Genomic DNA, 13,535 nt, shown 5'->3' with positions numbered 1-13,535 from the left:
GAGTGGCTAAGCGGTATAGATAACCATACTTTTTTGGATTCGACCCTATGACCACCCCAATAAAAACCCAGTGCCCTCATTGCCAAGCTTGCTTTAAAGTGCAACAGAATCAACTAAATAAAGCCAATGCTACCATTAACTGTACTCAGTGCCAAAAAAGTTTTTCGGTCAATCAACACCTTATTGTAACCCCTGACACCTCCAACAGCTCCTCCACTAAACATACTGCTACAACACATCAAAATGCGCAATCCAAGCTGAGTAATCAACCTCAGAGCTATACCAATATATCAAATACTGCGAAGTCCTCACTCAATAAGAAACGTTCATCTGATATGTTGATTCATGACGACTTGATCTATGATGATATGGATATCGATGAGCCAGAAGACAGCATTGTAGAATACGACTCACTAGACAGCATGGATGCTTGGTTGATGCAAGTGAGTGATACCAATTCTGCTACGATAACTGACAACTCGACAAACACATTTTCTAAAACCAATAATAAAAGCCAAGAACAATTTGTAGCACCCCCTACCGATCGTATTGCAACAGAACACTCATCAATGACTCAAGAAGTACTGAGCTCAAATGCTGCCAATGATATTCATGCGAGTATCAACGACAAAGCTGATAACTCATGGCTAGAAGCACTTCTTGAGGAACAAAATAAACGCGAAGCCAAATCAGTAGATAGTACAGATTTATCACAACTACTAATAGATATGGGTGTTCCTCTTAGGGACGAAGAAAATTCTGTTATAGAACGCGCAAACAAGGCACAAGCACAGTTTGCGCCAACATCCACAACACATTCAATTGCATCTATTCTCTGGATACTTGGATGCTTAGTATTAGCACTATTACTTGCCGCGCAGTATGTTATGTTTAACCTAGAGACGTTAGTCAAAAACCCTGCCAATGCGCAGCGCCTCCAAACGGTATGCTCTATTGCAGCGTGTAGCTTGCCAAGCGCTGACCTAACAGCTTTGACTATCACCAATCCAAGTCATCGATCAAGTCAAATTAAAACAACAGGTGCGTTTAGCGATATCAGTGCGACCTTGAACAATCAAAGCACAAAAGCACAGCTCTATCCAAATATAAGAGTCAGTGTTTATGGGACAGATAACCTCATTGGAGAGTTTATAGCAGGGCCTAACGACTATTTATTGGGTAAGCCAAGCCAGCTAGCTGCTAGTAATAACAGGCAACTACTATTTACCATACCCGTTGACAATGCACAAATTCGCGAAATTACGATGACACCACTTTATTGAATGCTATTTTTAGCAATAGAATAAGCCTGACATATCGCTGCCGTTAAGATAGCCGTCAATCTGTCAGCGCTAGACGATATTAATTTGATATACTATTATTCTGACATCTTATGGTTTGACTCTTTTTTCATTTCAAGGATATTATCTTATGGCACCTCATGCACAGCATCATGCCCATCATTTTGCTAAGAGCTCTGAGCATCCTGCCGACTATAATACAGAAGATCATCGCTATTTCGCACACGATGTTGAGTTCCCGTTAGAGAGTGCTGCGAGTAGCGCACAGCAGCCTTTGCGTGTACATGTTGAACGCGTCGTTCGCCAGTATTTTGCTATGCTAGGTGATGAGATGCCTACCGACTTGTACGAGCTTATCTTAAAGCAAGTCGAAGAGCCTCTATTGTCAGTGGTTCTAGAGAAAACTCGCGGCAATCAGACCAAGTGTGCACAAATCTTAGGCCTCAATCGTGGTACTTTACGCAAAAAACTCAAAACTTACGACTTAATGTAGCACTGCTATATGAGCTCACCCATTATTACTAATCATCATGCATGGCAATTGAATGTGCATGGCTTTATCTATCGCGATATAGTCTACCGTTGTTGCCATCATCACCTTGCCAGACGTTTACGTCAGGCTTTTTTTATGGAAGATTTTTTATGAGTACAACCCCACTTGCCCTACTCTCGGTCTCTGATAAATCCAATATCGTTGAGTTTGCTCAAGGCCTTATCAAAGCAGGTTTTGGCTTACTCTCTACTGGCGGTACTTATCGATTACTTACAGAAAACAATGTCGCTGTGACGGAAGTGTCTGACTATACGGGCTTTCCTGAGATGATGGATGGCCGTGTTAAAACCCTGCACCCTAAAATTCACGGTGGTATCTTGGGACGTCGTGGTACAGACGATGCTGTCATGAATGAGCACGCAATCGAGCGTATTGACTTGGTTGTGGTAAATTTATATCCGTTTGCTGAGACGATTGCGCGTGCTGACGTGACAATGAACGATGCTATCGAAAATATCGATATTGGTGGTCCTACCATGGTACGCTCAGCCGCAAAGAACCACGCTCATGTCGGCATCGTGACCGATCCTGCTGATTATGACCGCGTACTGACTGCTTTAGATGGTGGCACTGAACTGACAACGACTCTACGCTATGATTTAGCGGTTAAAGCCTTTGAGCATACTGCGCAGTACGATGGTATGATTGCCAATTTCTTAGGCAGCCGTGTCAATGAGACGCAGGAACCAGAGAACTTCCCACGTACATTCAATGTACAGCTAGAAAAAGCGCAAGATCTTCGCTATGGCGAAAACCCACATCAAAACGCCGCTTTCTACACTGAAAACCAGCCTTTAAAAAGCCAGCAAGCTTCTATTGCAACGGCTAAGCAACTGCAAGGTAAGGCGCTATCATACAATAATATCGCTGATACTGACGCAGCCCTTGAGTGTGTTAAAGCCTTTAGTGCACCAGCTTGCGTTATCGTTAAGCATGCCAATCCTTGCGGTGTCGCGGTTGATAATGACCAAGTAGCTGCTTATCGCACTGCTTTTAGCACTGATCCTGAGTCGTCTTTTGGCGGTATCATTGCATTCAACCGTCCACTGACGCTTGCTGCGGCAAAAGCCATTATCGATAATCAATTTGTAGAAGTCATCATTGCGCCTAGCATTGAAGACGGTGTGCTTGAAGCGACTGCTACTAAGAAAAACGTACGCGTATTGGTATGTGGTGAACTACCAGCACCAGATCAGCGTGATAGTCAGCTTGACTACAAACGCGTCAATGGCGGCCTACTCGTACAAGAGCAAGACCTTGGTCTGATTACGGCAAACGATCTAAAAATTGTCACTGACGTACAACCAACTGAAGCGCAAGTGGCAGATCTATTGTTCAGCTGGAACGTGGCAAAATATGTCAAATCGAATGCCATTGTCTATGCAAAAGGCCAACGTACTATCGGTGTTGGCGCGGGTCAAATGAGCCGTGTTAACTCAGCGCGTATCGCTGCTATCAAAGCAGAGCATGCTGGACTAGCCACTGAAGGTGCCGTTATGGCCTCAGATGCCTTCTTCCCGTTCCGTGATGGCATCGATAATGCTGCTGAAGTGGGTATCTCTGCTATCATTCAGCCAGGTGGCTCTATGCGTGATGATGAGACCATTGCAGCCGCTAATGAGCATGGTATTGCGATGGTATTCACTGGCATGCGTCATTTCCGCCACTAAATACTCCTATAGCACTTTGTAAACTGGCATGAATAGCATTACTTATATTTAACACTGCTATTCATGTTTAGTTTATCTGATGAACAACATAAAAAAGCCACTGTATCGCTACAGTGGCTTTTTTGCGTTTAACAATTAAGAGTAACCATACAGCGAACGCTTAGCGCCCTTGTGCATTTGCCATGTTGGCTTCGTTAATCTCAACTTGATAGACCATACGTAGATAGTCTAAGTAGTCTTGCAGCTGGTCTTGACCTAAATTGTCACGAATGATGCTGGCCGTTTGCGCTCTTTGCATATCAGATAGTGGTGACTGCTGCTCAGTCTTGATGCGATCACCAACCAATAGCGTTGCACCTGCTTCAGTCTCACTAGCGAGCGCGACTACGCCATCATTGGCAGCTTGCTTGCTAAAGGCCAATCCACGCTCTTTATCAGTCAGCAACGTTGTTTGACGATTGATCTCACCCAAAGATTGCAAGCTTACCGACTGCTTAGCAATATCAGCTGGTGTTTTGATACCAGCAGCGACAGCTTTCGCTTCTTTTAGCGCCAAGGCTGTGGCTTTTTGCTGACGCAATATCTGAGTGATTCTTGGCGTTGCACTAGATAAGCTCAGTGTGGTCGTAGGACGATAGTTGCTTGGTTGTACCCATACCGTACCGTTACCAACTTCTATACCTGCCGTCACGGCCTGATCTTGAATCGTAAATTCGTCAAAGGCCTGTTTGATCACTGCTGGTTGCGATAATACTGATTTGTTGTTTTCTTTACGGTAATCTTTGATACGTTTTAGCGTCACATTCTCTTGCTGCGCAATATCTTCGATACTAAAGCCATCTGCTGCCAAATCATTAATCGAGGTTACTTTATCCGCGTAGACTTCTTGACGCTTGTACTCTTTTGCCTTAGCAGTCAGCTCAGCACGCATACTCTCGAGACTTGGAATCTTTTTGCCATTGTCTTCGGTGACTGTGAATATCTGATAGCCAAAGCTGGTCTTGATAGGGGCTGTCACATCTCCAACGCTCAAGCCTTCTAGTGCTTTTTCAACAGCATCGGCGTCACCACCAAATACTGACGGATTAAAGCGACCAATGTCACCGCCTGTTTCTCCTGAAGGATCATCCGATTCTGCTTTGGCCACAGCAGCAAAAGACTCGCCTTTAGCCAAGCGAGCTTTAACTTTATCTGCTCTTGCCTTAGCATCATCACCTGTTAACAGAATTTGACTCACTTTGCGCTCATCATCAGCAGCCAGACCTTGCTTATACGCTTCATACTGCTGCTGCAACTCTTCTGTTGTCACATCATCGACTTTGATGGTCTGCGGGCTAAGCTGAAGATAAGCCAAGTTGACCATTGCCGCGCTTTTTAAGGTATCTTTATTGGCATCATAATATGCTTGAATATCATTTTTGCTCAGTTTGACCTGATCAGCATAGTCCTGCCAATCAAAACGATGTACCCAGACGTTGCGTGATTCTAGTTGCAAGTCGATCAATTGGCTAACTGCCTGCATTGGATAGACGGCTGTACCAACGATACTAGCATTGAGCTGATCCAAGCTTAACTGATTACGAAACTCTGCAAACAGCTGGTTCTTGGTCATACCACGCTGACGCAAAAAGTTTGCAAACTGATCGTTAGAAAAGTTGCCATCAGCATCTTTGAATATTTCTTCTTCACGCAGCAAACGATTGATCGTGTCATCAGAGACTGTCATGCCAAGCTTACCTGCTTGCTGCTCTAGTAATGTACGATCAATCAGACCTTTTAGTACCTGCTCGTGCAGTACGTCTTCATTCAATAAACTGGCATCATCAACTTGCTCTAGTATTTCGCTACGACGGTTATTGACGGCAGTCTGATACTCGGACAACCCTACGCTTGCCTCACCCACCTGAGCGATTTGGTTGGGATCAACCCCACCGCCAAAATAGCTTTCGACACCCAATAGAGCCAGTGGCGATAGGCATAAAATCAATAAAATGCGACCTGGCCAGCTTTTTAAGAAATCGCGCAATTTATCCATAGTTATCTCTGCTTTATTAACCTATATTGATGAAAAACCATTGTAATACTGTTAGGAGCTGTTAAGTGCGACCTGCTAATATCAATGCTATTTAAGCCGGCAATGGTAAGAGGAAGAACGTGTACATTTTATTAGGGGAAACAAGGTTCAGTGACAATACCTTATTTAAACAACGCATCTATCGCGCGCCCTATGATACGTGATTTTTCGTATATACTCAAAATATTCACGTTGTATGAGATAAACTATAGCGACAAAAAAAGCACCTAATATTTAGGTGCTTTTTAGGTGCTTAGCTTATGACATCAGCCAAAGCGACCATCTACCATGGAGCGGCTTAGTTCAAACGCTCTTTTAGGTTTTTACCAGCTTTGAAGCTTGGTACTTTGCTTGCAGGGATGCTTAGCTCTTCACCAGTCTTAGGGTTACGGCCAGTACGTGCTTTGCGGTCTTTTACGCTAAAAGTACCAAAGCCAACTAGAGAGATGCTATCGCCAGCTTCTAAAGCTTCGCCAACACTTTCCATAACAGCATTCAAAGCATCACCAGCTTGAGTCTTATTTAGACCACTTTTGTCTGCGATGCTATCAATTAATTCTGACTTATTCATAAAATTTCCTTCAAGTTTAAGGGGGTAATAAACGCTCACGCCAAGCATTGTAACGCTCTCGTGGTACTTACGCAATAAAAACTACCTGACTGGCGTATTAACAGGTTTCGCTTTGTTATCGTCTTTATATCAAGGCAGCATAAGGAGTGCAAGCGATTTTACATCTTTTTGTGCCATCAACTACGTATTTGACACCCAATGTTACGCAAAACATCTGCAACCTCTATACAGGCGAACTGCCCTCATTCAAACAATGAATCAACTTATTTTGCTTATTCTTTAAAACAGTTGTCAGTTGGTGTCTGTGCATTACCAGTCATAAATTTTGGTGTCTTTATCAACTGCTAGATTGTACTGTAATAATTTTACCACTGACAGAAACTAGCGTTACTTTTTATTATAAAGGCGTTACTATAAGCAAAATATCACTGCAAGTTTTGCGTAAAAATAAACTTAAGTTTATTACATAACTTTGACTTGCTAAATAAAAAAAATGGATTATTTACATGAAGCGTTCTACGTTGTCTCACTCTCTTCTTAATATTATTCTGGTGTTCATCGAGTCGGCGCTGACACTATTGTTACGTTTGGATCCTGAACTACGTAAAGCCGCTTATCCACTTGCCAAACAAGGTACGGTCGTAGCATTGCGCTTATATTTGCCTCATGTTGAGGTTTTTGCCACCTTTAGTACCAAAGGCGTACTCTTAGATGCCCAGCTGCCTGTTGGTCGTAGCGAACCTGATGTCGTTATCAATGCTTATAGCATTCAAGTGATTAATGCCATCACCACTCACGATAGAGAGACGACCGAAAAACTACAAATGCGCGGTGAATCCGTTCAAGTGCAGCTGGTCAAACAATTCATTATGCAGCTTGGTCTCGGCAGCTTAATCCAAGGTTTAATCAGAAAGATAAAAGGTGGCAAAGCTAAAACCAAACCGACCGATGCTGAAATGGCGGAAAAGAAAGACCATTATAAAGAGCGTATCAAAGAACAACAGACCCAAATCAATACATTAACCATCAAGAACCGCGAACTTGAAACCACAGTCAAAGAGCTACAGAGTAAGCAAAAGACCTTTATGATTGTCACTGTGGTGGCGCTGGTCGTTATGATTGGCTCAGTCATCGCACTGTTGATGAGCTGATTTTAATCGAACTTAGCTTTTATTAATTGATTTTTACCAAACTATGATTTCAGATATAAATGAGCGTACAGTGCCTATTGCAGGTAATGGACGCTTGTTTTTTCCCTAGATTGTTCCATTCTGGCTTGTTCGATATTGCTACAACTTATGTTTAACTCATACATTAGCCAATATCGAAGTGTTAAAAATAAGATCTCTCTCCCCGCTCATACATACATCTTCAACACCATTGTTTTTATCAATCATAGCGATAAGCTCGATTAACCATTTAACCACACTTTAATCTTGACTAAATTACTCAGGATTAAGTATAATTAACCTAATCGTTGCACACATCGGGTTAACCATCTGTTGTTTAATAACGATAAGACACAACTTGAACGGATATGATTGACAGTTTTTATATTGATATATTATTGCCTATATCTATCCTTTTCCAAGATCGTTGTTAAATAAAAATGACATAAAAGTTTGGAGATAACACATGCGTTTAACTACTCGAGGCAGATATGCCGTTACCGCTTTACTAGACTTGGCATTACAGACCAGTCAACAAGAGAGCGCAGTATCTCTATCTGATATCGCTAAACGGCAGTCAATTTCTATCTCCTACCTCGAACAGTTATTCTCCAAGCTACGCAAACGTGGCCTTGTGACCAGTATTCGCGGTGCAGCTGGTGGTTATCACCTAGCCAAGCCATTGAACGAGATAGATGTGATGAGCATCATATCTGCTGTCGATGAATCCGTTAATGCGATGCAGTGTGAAGGACGCGGTGACTGTCAAGGTGGTACAATGTGCCTGACCCATGACCTATGGTGTGCACTATCAAATCATATTGAACAGTACTTGAAAAATATAACATTAGCGCAATTATTAGATATGGAAAACGTGCAGTCAGTATCAGAACGTCAGCACAACTCTACAAAAGATATTTCCATAAAAGACATCAATACCATTACTCTATCGAACAGCGAGGCAAACCCAGCATGAGCCAACATAACAACCTTATATACTTAGATTATGCCGCCACCACACCAGTTGCTAAACCAGTAGCTGCTAAGATGAGCGAATATCTGACAGTAGATGGCATCTTTGGTAACCCAGCCTCGCGCTCGCATGGCTACGGCTGGCAAGCAGAAGAAGCCGTAGAAACTGCTCGCGGACAAGTGGCTGAAGTCATAAACGCTGATCCACGCGAAATCGTCTTTACTTCTGGTGCAACTGAATCTGACAACCTAGCCATTAAAGGTGCGGCTCACTTTTATCAGTCTCGTGGTAAGCACATCATCACTAGTAAGATTGAACACAAAGCCGTATTAGATACTTGCCGTGAACTTGAGCAAGAAGGCTTTGAGATTACGTATCTTGAGCCACAGCCAAGCACAGGTCTTATCTTGCCAGAGCAAGTAAAAGAAGCTCTACGTGATGATACGATTTTGGTATCGCTTATGATGGTAAATAATGAGCTTGGTACGATTACTGATGTTACAGCGATTGGTGAAATCACTCGTGAAGCCGGTGTAGTCTTCCATGTTGATGGCGCACAGTCTGTTGGTAAAGTAAAAATCAATCTTGAAGAAATGAAGATCGATTTGATGAGCTTCTCAGGTCATAAAGCTTATGGCCCTAAAGGTATCGGCGCATTGTTTGTTCGTCGTAAGCCACGTATTCGCTTGAAAGCAGAGCAACATGGCGGTGGTCATGAGCGTGGTATGCGTTCAGGTACATTGCCAACGCATCAGATCGTTGGTCTTGGTGCAGCGTTTGCTCTAGCCAATGAAAGCTTTGAAGCAGATCACGCACACGCAGCCAAACTACGTCAAAAGCTTTGGGATGGTCTACAAGATATCGAAGAGATCTACCTAAACGGCGATCTTGAGAACAGCGTACCAAACATTGTGAACATCAGCTTCAATTTTGTTGAAGGTGAGTCGCTAATGATGTCACTAAAAGACTTAGCGGTATCATCAGGTTCTGCCTGTACATCAGCAACGCTTGAGCCATCATATGTATTACGTGCTATCGGTCGCCCAGACGAATTGGCGCATAGCTCAATCCGCTTTAGCTTTGGTCGTTATACGACTGAAGAAGACATCGACACTGTTATCAAGCAAATGCATGAAGCTGTTGATAAATTACGTGCTCTATCACCACTTTGGGATATGTACCAAGAAGGTGTTGATTTGAATTCAGTCGAATGGGCTGAGCACTAAAATCAAGCATAGACAGTAATACAGCTTCAAATATATTTATTAAACGATTGATCAGACAATTACAAATCCAGTTTTTATTAACTAAATGTTTGACCCCAATTATCGATGAGTAGTTAGACATTTAAAGTTAGTACGCGATTACTCATCATCTAACTAGGAGAAAACCCCATGGCCTATAGTGACCAAGTTATTGATCATTACGAAAACCCACGCAACGTTGGCAATCTTGACAAAAATGCCAAGAATGTTGGTACCGGTATGGTCGGTGCCCCAGCCTGTGGCGATGTAATGCGTCTACAAATCCAAGTCGACGATAACGGTATTATCGAAGATGCACGCTTTAAAACTTATGGCTGCGGTTCAGCAATTGCTTCAAGCTCGCTCGTTACTGAATGGCTAAAAGGCAAAAGCTTGGATCAAGCTGGCGAAATCAAAAACAACGATATCGCTAAGGAATTAGCGTTACCACCAGTAAAAGTGCATTGCTCTGTACTTGCAGAAGATGCCATTAAAGCCGCTATTAGCGACTACAAAGGTAAGCATGGCGTAGCAGCAGCGGCAGAAGAAGCCACTATCTAAGCCAAACCTACTAGCGTCTGCGCTGTGTTTTGTTAGCAATGCTAAAGTAGTAATACATCAAATAGCTACTAACGCTAAAGAGGTGACAATGACACTTATGTAATTGTCACCTTTTATTTTCTAAAAACTATTAGCATATTATTTTGGCAAACTCGTAATTTCGCTTGCCAGTTTACATAGTTTATTTATTGATATTTAAGATTAATAGTCAATGGGAGTTGGCATGATTGAAATGACAGAACGCGCCGCTCAGCATGTTCGAGACTTTTTGGACAATCGCGGCAAAGGTGAAGGTATTCGAGTTGGTATCCGTACAGCGGGTTGCTCGGGCCTCGCTTATGTTTTAGAGTTTGTAGATATACCTGATGAAAATGACACGCGCTATGAAAGCCGCGGCGTTAGCATTTTTATTGATCCTAAAAGCTTGGTCTATTTAGATGGCCTGTTGATGGATTATGAAAAAGAAGGTCTAAACGAAGGTTTCAAGTTCACTAACCCTAACCAAAAAGGTGAATGTGGCTGCGGTGAGTCTTTTACTGTTTAATGGTTCAATCAACTAATTTTTTAGGTTGATGCACCCGTTGTGATGAATCAATACAAAAGATATAAGTGCACTAATATCTTTAGTGGAAGCACCAGATTAAGACTTTAAAAACAAATAAAAAAAGCAAGGCGTAAGATATGACAGATACGATTCCAGAAGCACAATTTGATAACTTCTTTGCCCTATTTGAGCAACCTGTACAATTTGAAGTCAATCAAGACAGTCTCGATCAGCATCTACGTCTGCTACAAAAACGCTATCATCCTGATAATGTTGCAAAGAATTTAGCAGATACCAAGCAAGCAAAGCAGCAATCGGAGCAGTATTCTGCCGTCATCAATCAAGCCTACCAAACATTGAGTGCACCTGATAGCCGTGCTGGTTACCTACTAGGTATGGCCGATCAAGCACAAAATCTAGAGCACTCCATCGCAGATTTGGATTTTTTAGAAGATGCGATGGAAATGCGTATGGATTTAGATGACGCTATTGCAGGCAAAGACCTTTTAGCCTTGCGGCAGCTACATCCTCAGATTACAGAGCGCTTGGCAAACCAGTCTCAACGTTTTAAAACTGCTTACCAAGAGCAAGATTGGCCAACGGCGATTGATGCGACACAGAAATTGAAGTTTTTGGTCAAATTGAATGCTGATGTTACAACGGGGCTGGATGAAGTCGCCACTGCTGCACATTCAGATGACGACGATCTATACGTCTAGATAGCTGTGCATGATGTATCTTATTTGAAAGCTATATTCTAAATATTTGGTTAAATTAGTATAAACTATACCGTATAATCTCTGACCTTAAGCTAGCTTAGTCGCTGACCTTCTCTAGTTCTAGACAAGATATGGTGTTAAGCGCTGATACTGAACAGTTTATATTTACCTCATTTTACTTATTAATTTTATCTCTGAGTTATCCTTATGTCTTTAATGCAAATTGCCGAACCCAATCAAAGCGCTCAACCACATCAACATCGTTTTGGTCTTGGTATTGACCTTGGTACGACACGTTCACTGGTCGCTGTGGTACGTTCTGGCAAGGCGCAAGTCTTAGAGGCAAGCTCAGTAGCAGATACGCTACTGCCGTCTGTCGTCTACTATCCGGCGACAGGTAACCCGCTGATCGGTCATGATGCACTAGCGCATTTGGCGGATGATCCAAAAAATACGATCGTCTCGGCTAAACGCTTTATGGGTCGTAGCCAAGCGGATATCAAATTCTCTCATCCTTATGAGCTGTCTGGTAGTAAAGATGACATGCCAGCATTTGTCACGGCTCAAGGTGAAGTGTCACCTGTCGAAGTATCAGCGCGTATATTAGCCGCGCTTGAGCAACGTGCAGCGAGCGCATTACCTGCAGACAGCATTGAGGGTGCCGTGATTACCGTGCCAGCTTATTTTGATGAAGCACAGCGCCAAGCCACCAAAGATGCTGCGCAAGCCGCTGGTATCAATGTACTTCGTTTATTAAATGAGCCTACTGCTGCCGCGGTTGCTTACGGCCTTGATCAACATAGCCAAGATAATAATCAAGAAAGCTACTATTTAATCTATGATTTGGGTGGCGGTACCTTTGACGTCTCTATCCTAAAGCTGACTGATGGCGTCTTTGAAGTATTGGCAACGGGTGGTAACAGTGCACTGGGCGGCGATGATATTGATCGTCTTATTACCAACTGGATCATCAAGCAATTGAGTATTGATCCAAAAGACGTAAGCCTCCATGATAAATCCATACTCGCACAAGAGGCTAAAGCTTATAAGCAAGCATTAACTGACGCAGAACAGGTTGATATTGACGTTACTGTTAATGGGCAATCTTACAAAGGCACATTAAGCCGTGAAGACATACTCGCTATCGTAGAGCCTGTTAGTCGTCGCACGTTGAGCGTATGTGAACAAGTACTGCGCGACGCTAAGCTGACTGCCACCGATCTAGATGAAGTTATCTTAGTCGGTGGCTCAACACGTATGCCTGCCATACAACAAGTCGTGACTGAATTTTTTGCCAAGCAGCCACTTTGCCGTCTGAATCCAGATGAAGTCGTTGCTTTAGGTGCTGCTCAAACGGCCCATCAATTGGTGAATGGTGATAGCGACAACAATTTATTACTATTAGATGTGACACCATTATCTTTGGGTCTTGAGACCATGGGTGGTCTGGTAGAAGTACTCATTCCACGTAATACGCCCATCCCTGTCAAAAAGCGCCAAGTGTTTACTACCTATCAAGATGGTCAAACTGGCATGGTTATCCATGTGGTACAAGGCGAGCGCGAAACTGTAGAAAACTGCCGCTCATTGGGTCGTTTCGAGCTTTATGGTATTCCACCAATGAAAGCTGGGTTTGCCCGTATCGAAGTCACTTTTAGTATCGATGCCAATGGTCAGCTCACCGTTAGTGCACAAGAAACCACGACCAAAACAGAAAGTAAAATCGAGATCGTGCCTTCTTATGGGCTATCAGATGAGCAAAAAGAACAGTTGCTGGTTGCCGGATTCAAGCACGCAGAAGAAGATAAAAATGCGCGCTCTTTGATTGAAACCAAAGTCGAAGCGGAACGTGAAGTGTTGGCCTTAGAATCGGCCCTGAACGAGTTTGCAGCACTGCTCTCTTCTGAGGAGCAGCACTCCTTAGCAGAACAAATACAGGCACTAAAGACGGTACTCAACACTAACGACTTAGCAATTATTGAAGCACAGCAAGCAAAGCTCAAGCCGCATAGCGACGCTTTTGCTGCTCGCATTATGAATCAAAGCGTCAAAACCAGCATGGCAGGCACTAGCGCCCAAGACTGGTAACAGGAACGCTTACAAGGACAGCTTAATATAATGACTAAGCTGACTTCTCATCTTTCTTATTTTTATAT

The 13,535-nt window shown here is 43.0% G+C and carries 12 protein-coding genes and 1 pseudogene; 11 read left to right on the top strand and 2 right to left on the bottom strand.

Annotated elements, in window-relative coordinates; genetic code table 11:
• Nucleotides 1-47 precede the first annotated feature (47 nt).
• From QO189_RS01345 to purH, 4 genes and pseudogenes are all read left to right on the top strand, one after another.
• Nucleotides 48-155 (top strand): annotated as a pseudogene (locus QO189_RS01345) (MJ0042-type zinc finger domain-containing protein); the annotation flags it as partial.
• A gap of 180 nt (nucleotides 156-335) precedes the next feature.
• On the top strand, nucleotides 336-1,283 hold the full coding sequence (locus QO189_RS01340) for a DUF3426 domain-containing protein (protein WP_371531452.1): 948 nt from the start codon (nucleotides 336-338) through the stop codon (nucleotides 1,281-1,283).
• A 148-nt stretch (nucleotides 1,284-1,431) separates the two neighbouring features.
• Nucleotides 1,432-1,794, top strand: a complete 363-nt coding sequence (gene fis / locus QO189_RS01335) for a DNA-binding transcriptional regulator Fis (RefSeq protein WP_371531198.1) — start codon at nucleotides 1,432-1,434, stop codon at nucleotides 1,792-1,794.
• Between the two features lie 149 nt (nucleotides 1,795-1,943).
• Nucleotides 1,944-3,524, top strand: a complete 1,581-nt coding sequence (purH, locus tag QO189_RS01330; protein ID WP_371531197.1) for a bifunctional phosphoribosylaminoimidazolecarboxamide formyltransferase/IMP cyclohydrolase — start codon at nucleotides 1,944-1,946, stop codon at nucleotides 3,522-3,524.
• A 160-nt stretch (nucleotides 3,525-3,684) separates the two neighbouring features.
• Here purH and QO189_RS01325 read toward each other — a convergent pair whose 3' ends face one another.
• Nucleotides 3,685-5,559 (bottom strand): SurA N-terminal domain-containing protein, encoded by a 1,875-nt coding sequence (locus QO189_RS01325; RefSeq protein ID WP_371531196.1) that lies wholly within the window; start codon nucleotides 5,557-5,559, stop codon nucleotides 3,685-3,687.
• Between the two features lie 337 nt (nucleotides 5,560-5,896).
• The gene (locus QO189_RS01320) at nucleotides 5,897-6,217 is read right to left on the bottom strand and encodes an HU family DNA-binding protein (RefSeq protein ID WP_161808411.1); all 321 of its coding nucleotides are present in this window, start codon (nucleotides 6,215-6,217) and stop codon (nucleotides 5,897-5,899) included.
• Nucleotides 6,218-6,675: 458 nt separating this feature from the next.
• On the opposite strand from QO189_RS01320, the gene QO189_RS01315 reads away from it, so the two are divergent.
• The 7 genes from QO189_RS01315 to hscA all read left to right on the top strand — a co-directional run bounded on the left by QO189_RS01315 (nucleotide 6,676) and on the right by hscA (nucleotide 13,467).
• A complete protein-coding gene (locus tag QO189_RS01315; RefSeq protein ID WP_238037313.1) occupies nucleotides 6,676-7,320 on the top strand; it encodes a hypothetical protein in 645 nt (214 codons plus the stop codon).
• A gap of 484 nt (nucleotides 7,321-7,804) precedes the next feature.
• A complete protein-coding gene (locus tag QO189_RS01310) occupies nucleotides 7,805-8,314 on the top strand; it encodes an Rrf2 family transcriptional regulator (RefSeq protein WP_238037312.1) in 510 nt (169 codons plus the stop codon).
• Nucleotides 8,311-9,537, top strand: a complete 1,227-nt coding sequence (locus QO189_RS01305; RefSeq protein ID WP_371531195.1) for an IscS subfamily cysteine desulfurase — start codon at nucleotides 8,311-8,313, stop codon at nucleotides 9,535-9,537. The genes QO189_RS01310 and QO189_RS01305 overlap by 4 nt, the downstream gene beginning before the upstream one ends.
• A 168-nt stretch (nucleotides 9,538-9,705) precedes the next feature.
• Nucleotides 9,706-10,116 (top strand): Fe-S cluster assembly scaffold IscU, encoded by a 411-nt coding sequence (gene iscU / locus QO189_RS01300; RefSeq protein ID WP_058024183.1) that lies wholly within the window; start codon nucleotides 9,706-9,708, stop codon nucleotides 10,114-10,116.
• 223 nt (nucleotides 10,117-10,339) lie between these two features.
• Nucleotides 10,340-10,660: an iron-sulfur cluster assembly protein IscA gene (iscA, locus tag QO189_RS01295; RefSeq protein ID WP_058024184.1), complete on the top strand. Its 321-nt coding sequence runs from the start codon at nucleotides 10,340-10,342 to the stop codon at nucleotides 10,658-10,660.
• A gap of 137 nt (nucleotides 10,661-10,797) precedes the next feature.
• Nucleotides 10,798-11,379 carry a Fe-S protein assembly co-chaperone HscB gene (gene hscB / locus QO189_RS01290; RefSeq protein WP_371531194.1) on the top strand — a complete coding sequence of 194 codons (582 nt, stop codon included), beginning with the start codon at nucleotides 10,798-10,800 and terminating at the stop codon, nucleotides 11,377-11,379.
• A gap of 207 nt (nucleotides 11,380-11,586) precedes the next feature.
• Nucleotides 11,587-13,467 carry a Fe-S protein assembly chaperone HscA gene (hscA, locus tag QO189_RS01285; RefSeq protein ID WP_371531193.1) on the top strand — a complete coding sequence of 627 codons (1,881 nt, stop codon included), beginning with the start codon at nucleotides 11,587-11,589 and terminating at the stop codon, nucleotides 13,465-13,467.
• The last annotated feature ends 68 nt before the right edge of the window (nucleotides 13,468-13,535 follow it).

Source organism: Psychrobacter sp. Arc29, from assembly GCF_041431175.1.
Lineage (GTDB): Bacteria > Pseudomonadota > Gammaproteobacteria > Pseudomonadales > Moraxellaceae > Psychrobacter.
The sequence above is the reverse complement of the archived record's forward strand: the minus strand, read 5'-3'. Positions and strand labels throughout refer to the sequence as shown.

Coding starts and splice junctions, on each gene's coding strand:
- iscA (WP_058024184.1), top strand. CDS start 10,340: ATGATTGAAATGACAGAACGCGCCGCTCAGCATGTTCGAGACTTTTTG.
- QO189_RS01310 (WP_238037312.1), top strand. CDS start 7,805: ATGCGTTTAACTACTCGAGGCAGATATGCCGTTACCGCTTTACTAGAC.
- QO189_RS01315 (WP_238037313.1), top strand. CDS start 6,676: ATGAAGCGTTCTACGTTGTCTCACTCTCTTCTTAATATTATTCTGGTG.
- QO189_RS01325 (WP_371531196.1), bottom strand. CDS start 5,559: ATGGATAAATTGCGCGATTTCTTAAAAAGCTGGCCAGGTCGCATTTTA.
- QO189_RS01320 (WP_161808411.1), bottom strand. CDS start 6,217: ATGCTTGGCGTGAGCGTTTATTACCCCCTTAAACTTGAAGGAAATTTT.
- purH (WP_371531197.1), top strand. CDS start 1,944: ATGAGTACAACCCCACTTGCCCTACTCTCGGTCTCTGATAAATCCAAT.
- hscA (WP_371531193.1), top strand. CDS start 11,587: ATGTCTTTAATGCAAATTGCCGAACCCAATCAAAGCGCTCAACCACAT.
- fis (WP_371531198.1), top strand. CDS start 1,432: ATGGCACCTCATGCACAGCATCATGCCCATCATTTTGCTAAGAGCTCT.
- QO189_RS01305 (WP_371531195.1), top strand. CDS start 8,311: ATGAGCCAACATAACAACCTTATATACTTAGATTATGCCGCCACCACA.
- QO189_RS01340 (WP_371531452.1), top strand. CDS start 336: ATGTTGATTCATGACGACTTGATCTATGATGATATGGATATCGATGAG.
- hscB (WP_371531194.1), top strand. CDS start 10,798: ATGACAGATACGATTCCAGAAGCACAATTTGATAACTTCTTTGCCCTA.
- iscU (WP_058024183.1), top strand. CDS start 9,706: ATGGCCTATAGTGACCAAGTTATTGATCATTACGAAAACCCACGCAAC.